This is a genomic window from Mycobacterium sp. TH-M82 (assembly GCF_057473605.1).
The window spans coordinates 1-11,286 of the sequence record NZ_JBYCKY010000075.1; the positions used below are offsets into that span (position 1 = coordinate 1).

An 11,286-nucleotide genomic window follows, 5' to 3' on the forward strand; every position below is an offset into this window, starting at 1 on the left:
CGGAACATCTCGTTCACCTTGTCGATCGCCTCACCGAGAGGCCCTCGCTTGGGTGTCCCGGAGCCTTTTCGCTCTCCGTCGAAGTCCGGAAGTCGGATGCCTTCACTGCTGCCCTCGCGCAGCGAGTGGCTTTCGTTTATTGCCGACGGCACAAGCTTCACGCCCGAGAGCTGCACACCGTCGAGGTAGCTGTCGTCGTGGTCGTTGCCGTCTAGGCGCAAGTTTCGTCCCAGCAGCGTCGCGAGTATTGCTCTGCGGTGCAGGTCGGGATCCTGGTAATCGACGATCTGACTAAGGAACTGCCAGGCGTTGCGGTATCCGAGCACGTCGGCACGGAAGCTCACCAACTCTTCGCGTCGAGCTTTGTCCTTATTCAGCGCCGCCTGCCTAAGCTGCCCCGTCCATCGGTTCTTGATGGGCGAGAGCGCCTTTGCGATCGCTTCTCCGCCGGCATTCTGAAGGTAGGCATCGGCGACCGCCTTGAGTTCGTCACCGGTGTAGAACCAGGCAACGTCGAGACGATCGGCAAGAGTGTAGAGAGCGTTCGGGTCAACATCCCCCTCGACGTGCGCGTCCGAATAATAGAGCTTGAAGTCCTCTTCGATGCTGGCAGGGGAATTACGGAAGTCGACGACCATCGGCGCAGTCTTGCCAGGGTAGATACGGTTCAGCCGTGAGAGGGTCTGTACTGTGGCGACGCCGGAGAGCTTTTTGTCCACGTACATTGCCACGAGCCGGGGTTCGTCGAACCCGGTCTGGAACTTGTTCGCAGCGATGAGGACACGGAAGATTCCTTCCTCGCGGAATGCCCGGGCGACGTCGCTTCGACCGTTGAGCGAGACCTCGGTGACGGATTCCCCGATGTCCTCATCCGTAAGCGAGCCCGAGAAGGCGACCAACGTCCTCATGTCGGTGTAGCCCCGCTCGTCGAGGTAAGCATTCATCTTTTTTGACCAGCTCAGCGCCTCCATTCGCGAACTCGTGACGACCATCGCCTTCGCCTCGCCGCCGAGCAAGTGCATGACATTCCGGCGGAAGTGTTCGATTACGACTCGGACCTTCTGGGCAATAGCCGTCGGATGGAGGCGGGCGTAACGCACGATGGCGGTGACCGCCTCGCCGGTATCGACCTGTATCTCGGTTTCGGACTCATCGCCTTCCAACGTGTTCTTCACTCTGAGGAACATGTCGTATGTCGAGTAGTTGGTCAGGACGTCAAGGATGAAGCCTTCTTCGATCGCCTGCGCCATCGTGTAGGTGTCGAAGGCCTCCCAACGGCCGTTGCGCTCGGTACCGAAGAGCCGCAGCGTCTTCGCCTTCGGTGTCGCGGTGAGTGCCACGAACGTGATGTTGCTGGACGCAGCGATCGCCGAGTCTTTGGCCTGGAGAAGGTCGTCGGCACTGATGTCCTCGTCGTCCTCGTCAAGCTCAACGTCGGCCAGAAGAGCCTTGAGTTGCCGAGCGGCGGAACCGGACTGCGAGGAGTGCGCCTCGTCGGCGACAACCGCCCAGCGGCGACCACGCAGCTCCTCGGTGTCCTCGATCAGCTTCATGACCTCAGGGAACGTTTGCAGGGTGCAGGTGATTATGTGGTCGCCCTCGATGAGTGCTTTCTTCAGCTGGGGTGACTTCGCTCCCGACTTCTCCCCGACGCTGACGACCAGGCCCTTGCTGGACTGCACCAGGTTCATGTCGTGGCGGATGTTCTCGTCTAGCACGTTGCGGTCGGTGACAACGATGACCGAGTCGAACGTCGACGTAGAGTCCGAACCCATGTGCCGGATCAGCCGGTGACTGAGCCACGCAATCGTCTTCGTCTTGCCGGAGCCGGCCGAGTGCCAGATCAGGTAGCGCTTGCCCGTCCCGTTCGACTCGATGTGACCGACGACGCGTTCGACCGCGCGCAGCTGGTGGAAGCGAGGGAACACCAACCGGCCGTCCTTCTTGCCGGACTTGCTCGGCTCGAACAGCGCGAAGTCCTTCAGGATGCGCATGAACTTCGGGCGGGCGAGGATCTCGCGCCACAGATAGTTCGTCGATGACCCGGTACCCGACGGGGGGTTCCCCTCATGGCCTTCGTTGCCCTGGTTGAAAGGCAAGAACACCGTGTCCTCGCCCTCCAGCTTCGTGGTCATGTAGACGAGGTCGTTCGACACCGCGAAGTGCACCAGGGCGCGGCCGGGCGCGAGCAGTGCCCGGTTCTTCCCGGGCCGGCGGTCCTCCTTGTATTGGCGGATCGCATGGTTGACCGTCTGTGTGTTGTCGGTCTTCAGCTCCATTGTCACGACCGGCAGACCGTTGGCCGTCAGTACCACGTCGATCGTCTCGTTAGTCGCCGTGTCGAAACGCACCTGACGCAGGACGCGGAGACGCACCGAGTCGGCAGCCTCTACCACCTCGGTGAGGTTGGGGTTCGCGGGCGGGAACACCATCATCGGCCCGAACTTCGCGGCGGGGCGACCGACCTGGGCGAAGGTGAAGCCCTTGCGCAGCACGCCGAGCAGACCCCCGACGGGGTGACCGGTGGTGGCGTCCATCTTCGTCTGCTTAGCCAGCTCTTTGGTTATGTGCTGCAGCAGTTTCCGTTCGGCTGCGGTCTTCTGTTCGTCGACGAGGTCTGCGGGTATGGCTTTCTCGTACTCGTCGGGGTACTGAGTTGCGAGCCAGTGCAGTACGTCAGCGGGGACCATCGCCAGGCCGATGTCCCAACCCGTCGGATTGCCCTCGTTCTCGTACAGCCATCCGCGCTCCGAGAGTTCGGCGCAGAGGTTGCGCTCGAACTCCGACTCCATCAGCTGCGCATCACTCATCAGGTGACCTCTTTCCGACCGGTGACGACGTCGGTGATGAGCGCCGCGCGGCGCTCCAGAAGCAGAGCCTTGAGGTCGGCGACTTTTGCAAGCATGGCATCGACGCGGGCCGTGGCGTCATCGAGCCGGTTGGCGATCCGGGTTTGCTCGTCGAGGGGCGGAAGCGGGACCGGGGTCGCGTCCAGCACGGTCTTGGTCACCCGCTGCGCGTTCGGTCGGACGCCGGTCGCGATGGCGGCGAAGTAGTCGATGTACCGCGAACTTCGGAAGAGGTGATGGACGTAGCGTGGCTCGAACCGGTCCGAGATCCAGAATGCCTTGTAGTCGGGGCTGATGTACCCGGTGAGCGACGACACCCCGACCCCGCCGTGGTTTAGCCACATCATGTTCGCCGCGAGCTGCCCGGGTCGCACGACGCGGTACTTCGAGACATCGAGCGACGCCTGTTGGCCCTCGGTCCGGGTGTTCAGCTCCACGCCCCTGTACTCGGAGATAGAAAGGAGTGGCCCTGGCGGGTTCTCACCGTTCCGCTCCGTGCTCTCGGTGAAGGCGTATCCGAACTTGGTACGTCCCCAGTGCTCGGGGACGCCGGAGAGAACAGAGTTCGGCTCCGGGCTCCCATGTGCAGAGCCGTCTCCAAGCCCGAAAACGGCTCTCGTCTGAACGATGCGAACGCGGTCCTGGAGTTCATTGACCAGAGCATCGAGCTGGGCGAGCATCGCATCGATCTCACCGGCTTCGCGATCAAGATAAGCCGCGATCATGCGCTGAGTGTCAAGATCGACCGCTGGGACAGGTAGGCGCGCAACAGTTCCGTGTGGGATCGAAACACGGGTTACCCCGAACGCCGCAGTGAGCCAGTATCCCTTCGTATCACTGGACTCCAGGCACCAATAGAGGAACCCAGGGTCAACTCGGTCGCGGTACGGGCGCAGGAGTGACAGGTGATAGCCGCACACCATGCCGTCTGACGAGGATTCGACCAGTGTTGGAATCCCGATGTCATCGGACGTTTCTGAGTCCTTCGTGATGATGAGATCACCGGGCCGAACCCCGAATCGCTCGATGTGTTCGGCTGACGCGGTGGCCTCCATCAGGTCCAGGTCCGCGGTGATTCGACGGTTGTAGTAGACGTCCGTGTAGTTGACGAGCCGCACCCCCGGCTCGGAGGGATCAGACTTCTTGTCCACATTCGACGGGCGGATGTCAGCCAGCGACCAGAGTGGAACAGCCTTCACTCCCCGCTCACCTCCATGAAGAGGCGCCCAAGTTCGCTCATGAGCTTCTGGACCTCCGTGTCGATCTCCGCCAACGGGCGAGGCTCCTCGGGCACGTAGAAGATCCGGGTGAATGGGATGTCTGTGCCGTGCTTCGCCTTGGACTCGTCCCACTGAGCGCCAGGCGCGTAAGGCAGCACTTCGCGCTCCATGTGCTCGTCCAGATCCTCGCTCAGAGGCACGCGCTCGGTGATCTTCCATCCTGCGACGATCACGGGTTTGCCCTTCCGATCGACTGCGAGGGGTGCAGAGTCATCCTCCACGGCCATCGCCTTCATCACGGCATCAACCAAACCGACCGGGGTCTTCAATCCAGCCGATTTCGCGGCCTCGGGGAACGACTTCGGAAGGTCGTTCCAACGGGTGCCGTCAAGAGAGCGCAGAACGGCCGCATGCGTCTCGGCGAAGTCGCGGCGGCTGCGCAGCGAGTCGACAACTTCGTCGCTGAAGCGCGTCGCGAAGCGCGCCTGCTTGTACACAGGCACGTCGCGGAACATGAAGTCCTCAGGAGTCATCACGCGAGAGATCGCCGGGTCAGCCTGATCGAACGCCTTGTACGCCTCCATCAGCGTTTCCCGATGGTTCTTCCCCATCTCGCGGCGCTTGTCGCCCATAGGTTTCCGCAGAGAGTCCCACTGGCCGGAGCCGTCGATGAGCTGGATCTTGCCCTTACGGTCGGGATCCTTGTTCGTGTCGAGGATCCAGACGTAGGTCGCGATACCGGTGCCGTAGAACATGCTCGTGGGTAGAGCCACGACCGCGTCGATTAGGTCTTCCTCAAGGAGCCACTGACGGATCGAGTTCGGCCCGTTGTCGCTGTTGAACAACGGCGACTGGTTCGAGACAACCGCGGCTCGTCCGCCCTGACCGTTCTTCGCCGCCGGGCTGAGCTTCGATGCGCAGTGGGCCAGGAACAACATCTGACCGTCAGAGGTGCTCGGCAGACCGTGACTGAAGCGCGACCCGTGTACTTTGGCCTGTTCCTTGACCGCCTTCTCGTCTGCCTCCCAGTCCTTGCCGAACGGAGGATTGGAGAGCACGTAGTCGAAGGTCTGATCCCCGTACAAGTCCTCGACGAGGGTGTTGCCCTGCTTGATCGCGTCAGGTCGGCCACCCTGGATCAACAGGTCGGCTTTGCCGAGAGCAAACGCTGACGGCATGAGTTCCTGCCCATAAAGCGTGACGTCGATCTTCCCGTTCATCCGCTTGAGCGCGTCTTGCGCGACGAGCAGCATGCCACCGGAGCCGGCGGTCGGGTCGTAGATGGAGCGCAAGGCACTCTCGCCCGCGAGGCCGTCGTCATCGTTGGTGATCAAGATGTCCACCATGAGCTTGATCGCATCGCGCGGGGTGTAGAAGTTACCTGCGGCCTTCCCCTTCTTGTTGAAGGCCCGGTACATCACGTCCTCGAACACATCGCCCATCGCGGTGTTGGCGAGTTCCCGCGGCGACAGGTCGAGCTTCGAGAAGTGCTTCACTACGGCGAGAAGGCGGTTGGCGTCGGCGAGAACCTTTGCGCGGCGGTTGAACTCGAAGGAGGTCCAGATGTCGGCGATGTTGTTCGAGAAGCCGTCGATGTAGCTCTGCAGGGACTTGTCCACGTTGTCGTCGACCGACGCGATCGTCGCGAGGTCGAGCGGCGAGACGTTGTAGAAGCTCAGTCCGAACTTGTCCTTCACCGCAATGTCGATCAGGTGTGGCGGCATCCCAGCGAGGGACGCGACGAGCGCGGTCACTTCCGCCTTGGTGTCCGCGAGCATGCATTCCAGTCGGCGAAGCACGGTGAACGGGAGGATGTAGTCGCCGTAGTCCTCCTCGTCCACGATGTTTCGGAGGTACTTGTCGGCCGTGTCCCACACGATCCGCGCGGTCGTCCTATTGTTTGCTGCGTCAGCCACTGCGTTGCCCTCGATCGGTCTCGGTCACCCGTCAAAATGTATCGGAAACGTTACATCGAGGTTGGGGCATTCGAAGAGATTCCACGGCTGCATGTCGCGCAGCGGTGATTACGACGAGGCGAGTCGCCGGGCGGTGACAATCACCAGGTCAGGTGTCGAGTACCAGTTTCGCTCCGGTGCGCCGCATCATCTCGAACGGGTCCATGAATGTGGCGCCGATCGCGGTGCAGGCGTCAGGGATCTTCACTCGCTTCCTAGAGTTGGGCTCTGGGAGTTCGTGGGTCACCAGGACGTGGTTGTGGCCACGTGCGTGGGCCACCAGTTGATAGTCGGCCTGGTTGCCGGTGAACGCCGCGAGTGCGGCGGGGGTGAACGGGCGAGACGCCGCCCATGCGGTGAGCGTCGGGAAGTGTGCCGTCGTGGCCTGATCGATCGGCTGGAAGAAGGAACTGTTCGCCTTCGCCCACTCCGCCAGTTCATCGTTACCGCTGACCAACTCCTTGTGGACGGCGTCGATGCTACCCACCTCGCCGGCGGCATGAGCACCTTCAAGCCACTCCCAGAACCCGGGAGCGATGTCGAAGGCGTAATAGCGATTCTTCGCCTCGATGAGGACGTTCGCATCGACCAGGTACATCAACCGACCCCGATCTCGTCAGCCAGGCGGGCGAAGGTTTCATGCTTCTTTGTCCCGAGCAGGTTGAAGGCGTCCCGGAAGCTGGTATCGCCCTGGTAGGTGCTGGTGACAACTGCACGGGCGAACTGGCGGCTCAGGCGCAGCGGCTGCGTGTTGTAGTAGTTCCCGCCGGAGTTCTCCCCGCGGCGGCGCTTCGCCAGCTCGATGACCGCATCTCTCTCCGCCTCGTATCGCGCCCGGTAGTCGTCCCATTCGAGGAAGCGTGCATCGAACAGGCGCTTGAGGATCACCAACGTGCTCACCCGGTACCGGCGCGCCAGACGTGTCAGCTCCTGGAGTGTCGGCTCGCCCTGATAGTCGCGGCGGAGTGCGGCCAGCGGGACCAAGACCTCGGCGGCGACCTGATTGCACCACAACTCCTCGGATACGCCCTCGCGCACCACCATCGCGGCGTCGGACAGGGCGCTGCCGCCGAGCCAGACATGGCCGAGTTCGTGGATCAGGGTGAAGATCTGCGCGGCCTTGGTGTCGGCGCCATTGACGAAGATCAGCGGAGCGATCGGGTCGGAGAGCGCGAAACCGCGGAACTCCTCCGGGTCGAGGGCGCGGTGCGTGTCACCGCCAACGATCCCGTTCACCATCACGAGCACACCGATGGCCTCGATGCGGTCGATCAGCTGCCGCAGCGCATCGTCGGAGTTCGTGAACACTGCACGCTCTGTCAGGTCGAAGTCAATGGCCTCGCGGATAGCCCGCCCTGCGTCGGCCACGGGCGTGTCGATGGTCGCGGAGCCTACGAACTCTAACTGGGGCGCGCCGTGGTCGAGGGCGTAGTCGCGGTACCACTCCTGTCGGGTCTGACAGATGTAGATCGTATCCAGCAGGTCGACGGACGGGCGGGGCACCGTGGCATTGCCGACCGTACGCATGTCCGGGATGGGCACTGGCTCATTCGGCGGTTCAGGTAGGAACAACAAGCCGAACGGGGTATGAGTCGCCTGCGCGAAGCTCTCTAACTGCTTGAGGGTCGGCTGACGCACACCGCTGATCCACTCATCGAGCTTCGGGGCTCGGCGCTGTGTGGTCTCGTCGTCCCAGCCGGCACGCTCTACGGCCCACTCCAGGAGGCTGGGGGCGACACTGATGCGTACTACCACGGTGCCCGCCACCTCCTTTCGCGCACGGTGTCAGTGTGCCGCAGCCCGCACAGCGGGGCGCGCCGACCCCGCCGATGAGATTCAACCGAGACGACCGACATACAAGTCCTAGCTCACTCGTCTCGCAGCGGGTCACGGTGATGTCGCCGGTCACGACAGCAGCGGTAAGGCCGCCTCGATGATCGCTTTGCCGGCCTCGGTGCCGGCCGCCGTCGCGATCGCGGTCATCGCCGTGGTGGCCAACGTCTTAACCCGGCCTGGAGACGGGGAGTCCGAGTTCGACTCGCCGCGGATCTCCGATACCAGCTCCTCGGCGTCGGCACGGACCGCCGTGTCGGTCATCGCGGGCAGTGCCTGCTCGATCACGTCAGCAAGGTTGCGGGCCTGCTCGACCGCCTGCTGAACGGTGACGGTCTGTGTGGCGCCGGGACTGTTGAAGGCGATGGCGATACCGCTGCTGCCCTCGATGTGCAGATACGGATTCTGCACCTCGGCGACACCGGGGAGGTCACGCACCGACTTACCCGACGCTGCGTACTTCTCACCGTAGGGGGTCAGGTGTGGCCGGACAACGATCCTCTGCATGGTGCCGGTGCCGTCGACATAGCCCTCTTCCATGAGCCACTCCAGTGCGGTGTTCAACTCCTCGCGGGTCACCTCGGTGTCAGACCAAGAAGTCGCCTCCATGAAGGCCGTAGGTTTCGCCTCGGCGATCTTGGCTCCTTCGATCCGCAGCTCGTATAGCCACGCGAGCACTCCGTCGCGCAGATTCCACAGACGCTCGGCCTTATTCATACCTGTCCTCCTTGGATCGGGATCAGCGTAAGTGTGGGGTCCGACAACAGCAGACGACCCCAAGACGGGAACGTCGTTTCGGCCACGACCGTACGGTCGACCTGGAGTACTGCCCTTCATCCGGTGGCTACGGGTGGGGTGTGAACCGCAGCGTCATGATTTCCTCGTTCGACAGCAGCGCCCAATACCCTTTCACAGGTTCGCCGTTGTCTCGCATCGCTTTTGCCGCATCGAGAAGGGCCGTGTTGAGGTTGGAGGCGAGCAGTGCCGTCCGACCCTCGTCGTCGTAGAGCACCCATCCTCTGAGGGTGTCGCTCAGCAGGTAGGTCACCATGGCGGGAATCTATCGAACCACACTGACACAGTCCCCTACGCGAACTAATCGTAGGTAACGCGCTCAGCGCGAGCGGCTTTGAGCAGCTGGTTCCGTGCTTCACATAGACACTGGAAGGTGGACCTCAAGTCGAGGGTGGCGTCGGCCAGCTGGTAGCGGCCTGCAGGGTTGCCCTGTGCAGCAAGGATTGCGGTCGCCAACCTGAGCGCCTCTACGTGGCTGAGCAGATCGACGATGTATCGGGCGGTCTGCATTGGGGTGGCGCCGCCGGTTCGATCGAGGTGATCTCTCATGTGGGCTGACCAGTCATGGATCGTACGACGGTCGAAGTTGCACAACCCGTTGAGTATCCAACGTCGCCAGGCTGGCAGCCGTCGTGCACGTGAATGGAATTGTGGCAGAGATGGTGTCATGTTCGGACCCTACGACTCGGCTTTGCGTACAGCTACGCCCAAACAAGATGAGAGTTGGCAGCGCGTACCGAACCGTGCCCACCGAGTTCGACGCCTTGGTCACGAACGTCGGACTGCCATGCTCGCGGCGAGGCGGGAAGCGAACGCTGGACCGTCGTTCACGAGTGCGTATCCTCCAGCCAGCCCACCTTGGTTGCAGAGCGGTCGTCGTCGTCGCACCCGCCGATGCATCGTGACGCCGGATTCACGGTCGACTCGCGGGACCTGCCGTATGGCCGTGCGCGGCATCACGGCGGTGGGGAAGCGGCTGGATGAATCGCCGTACACTGCTTGGTTACGTGACCAGCGCCGGACGATTCGGCGTGCCGCGAGGTACGCATCCTGGGTCAGTTCCACGACGGCAATCGCCTTCTTCAATCCGTATACACCCCAAAATCGGCCAGGTCCTCGGCCTGGCTGCCGCCAGAGTTCCGGAACGATGTGCTGATACTCCTTGTCGCCGTGCATGTTCGGTGACGAGTGCTTGGTGAAGTAGATGGCGAGTCGCTTGGGGTCGCAGGCTTTCAGGCCGTTTCGTACGTCGATCGCGGTGCCGGCCAGCCGGTGCCGTGCCTTCTGCTCGGCATCAGGATGATCGACAACCTGAGCCCACGTGTCCGAGAGCCATTGTGCGAAGCTTCGGCCTGACCGTCCGGGCCAGATCGGTGGCGCCATCCATAGATGGATGTGTGGCGCGCCGCGTCGTTGAAACTCCAGCTTCCAGATGTAGCGGACTTGCTCTCCATATTCGCGCTGAAAGCGCTTACGCCACAACACCATATGTCTTTTGACACTGGCCCCGTCCGGAGCGACTACTTTCCAGTCTCCGGGGTAGGTGAGTGTGACCATGGCAGGGACTCGACCCGATTCCACCAGTGGGCTGTAGTCGAGCTCGGCGAAGGTGCGGCACATCGACGACCGAGATTTCCTGGACCACTCGGTGATGACACCGCCAGTACCAGACTGGTCGCTTCGCATAAGACTCCGTCGGATCGAAGACCCGACGGCCCGAGCACCTTGCCCGGCGTGGCTTTCGAGGCCTCTTCTGACATTGAACTTCGCGTCGTCGACGTCACGCTCGTGATGACCGACGGCCCGTTCAGCGGTCTTTTCGGCGCGGACAGGATTCGTCCACCCGAGCCGAACCACACCAGGACCGACCGAAATGCGAAACCGCCCGGATTCAGGCTCGACGCCGCGACGCCCGGGACCACGGGCCCACGGTGGTGCCGGTTCGAACAGTGCCGCGGCCGCGGTGACCTTTTCGGGCGTCGGGAACCGCAACCCCAAAGCATCGATCGCCCGCAGCTCGCCGGTCGCGATCCCGTCGCCAACCGACTCGCGGACATTTTCGGCACATATAACAAGCCCGCCGGCCGCGGCCGGGTTGAGGCCGGGTACCTCGGTCGACGTACGGCCGACCGCTGTCGCTCTCCCGCCCTGCGGCCTGGCGGCCTCGGGCGCTCGCGATCTCCCGTCCACCGAGGCACCCGCGGAACCGGGCCCGAATGGCGGTGGTCCATTAGGTGACGATGAGCCGTCCAGCGATGGTTTCGAGTCGGTGGCTGTTGGGTCGATGCTGGGCATCGGGGTGCCTGCTCCCCGGAGGCTCCGACGCCGCCCACAACGCAAGCGGCAGCGCCGAAGCTCCTGGTCAGGAGTGCAAGCACCGTGTCCGGTTTATGTCCGTTCGTCGGACAGACTGGATACGTCAGCGCAGCTCAATGCGGCGCATGCGACGCATAGACTCAGATAAACCGCAGGTCAGTGGCTATCTCGTCCGCCTGAAAAGCGGAAGGTCGCCGGTTCGATCCCGGCCCTGGCCACCACGGTGTTTATGCAGGTGAGAAGCGTATCAGCGTGTGAACGTGGCGCCAGCGAGGCGGCCATGCGGTCCTTCTATGGGGCCAGGTTGGGGCCGCACGA

8 protein-coding genes and 1 tRNA gene are annotated in these 11,286 nt (G+C 62.9%); 1 reads left to right on the plus strand and 8 read right to left on the minus strand.

What is annotated here, in order from left to right; genetic code table 11:
- The 8 genes from AC2VON_RS02300 to AC2VON_RS02335 all read right to left on the minus strand — a co-directional run.
- Positions 1-2,810, minus strand: a 2,810-nt coding sequence (locus tag AC2VON_RS02300) for a type I restriction endonuclease subunit R (RefSeq protein ID WP_486951487.1), incomplete at its 3' end; no start/stop codon positions are given.
- Positions 2,810-3,967: a restriction endonuclease subunit S gene (locus AC2VON_RS02305; protein WP_486951488.1), complete on the minus strand. Its 1,158-nt coding sequence runs from the start codon at positions 3,965-3,967 to the stop codon at positions 2,810-2,812. The genes AC2VON_RS02300 and AC2VON_RS02305, both read right to left, overlap by 1 nt.
- A gap of 77 nt (positions 3,968-4,044) precedes the next feature.
- Positions 4,045-5,985, minus strand: coding sequence for a type I restriction-modification system subunit M (locus AC2VON_RS02310; RefSeq protein WP_486951489.1), 1,941 nt, complete (start codon positions 5,983-5,985; stop codon positions 4,045-4,047).
- A gap of 148 nt (positions 5,986-6,133) precedes the next feature.
- Positions 6,134-6,622: a DUF4411 family protein gene (locus AC2VON_RS02315; RefSeq protein WP_486951490.1), complete on the minus strand. Its 489-nt coding sequence runs from the start codon at positions 6,620-6,622 to the stop codon at positions 6,134-6,136.
- Positions 6,622-7,791, minus strand: coding sequence for an ImmA/IrrE family metallo-endopeptidase (locus AC2VON_RS02320; RefSeq protein ID WP_486951491.1), 1,170 nt, complete (start codon positions 7,789-7,791; stop codon positions 6,622-6,624). The genes AC2VON_RS02315 and AC2VON_RS02320 overlap by 1 nt, the downstream gene beginning before the upstream one ends.
- A 138-nt stretch (positions 7,792-7,929) precedes the next feature.
- Positions 7,930-8,574, minus strand: coding sequence for a hypothetical protein (locus tag AC2VON_RS02325; protein WP_486951492.1), 645 nt, complete (start codon positions 8,572-8,574; stop codon positions 7,930-7,932).
- Between the two features lie 127 nt (positions 8,575-8,701).
- Positions 8,702-8,908 (minus strand): hypothetical protein, encoded by a 207-nt coding sequence (locus AC2VON_RS02330; protein WP_486951493.1) that lies wholly within the window; start codon positions 8,906-8,908, stop codon positions 8,702-8,704.
- A 512-nt stretch (positions 8,909-9,420) separates the two neighbouring features.
- Positions 9,421-10,947, minus strand: coding sequence for a rolling circle replication-associated protein (locus AC2VON_RS02335; RefSeq protein WP_486951494.1), 1,527 nt, complete (start codon positions 10,945-10,947; stop codon positions 9,421-9,423).
- A gap of 174 nt (positions 10,948-11,121) precedes the next feature.
- Here AC2VON_RS02335 and AC2VON_RS02340 point away from each other — a divergent pair.
- Positions 11,122-11,189: transfer RNA gene (locus AC2VON_RS02340), tRNA-Phe, on the plus strand.
- The last annotated feature ends 97 nt before the right edge of the window (positions 11,190-11,286 follow it).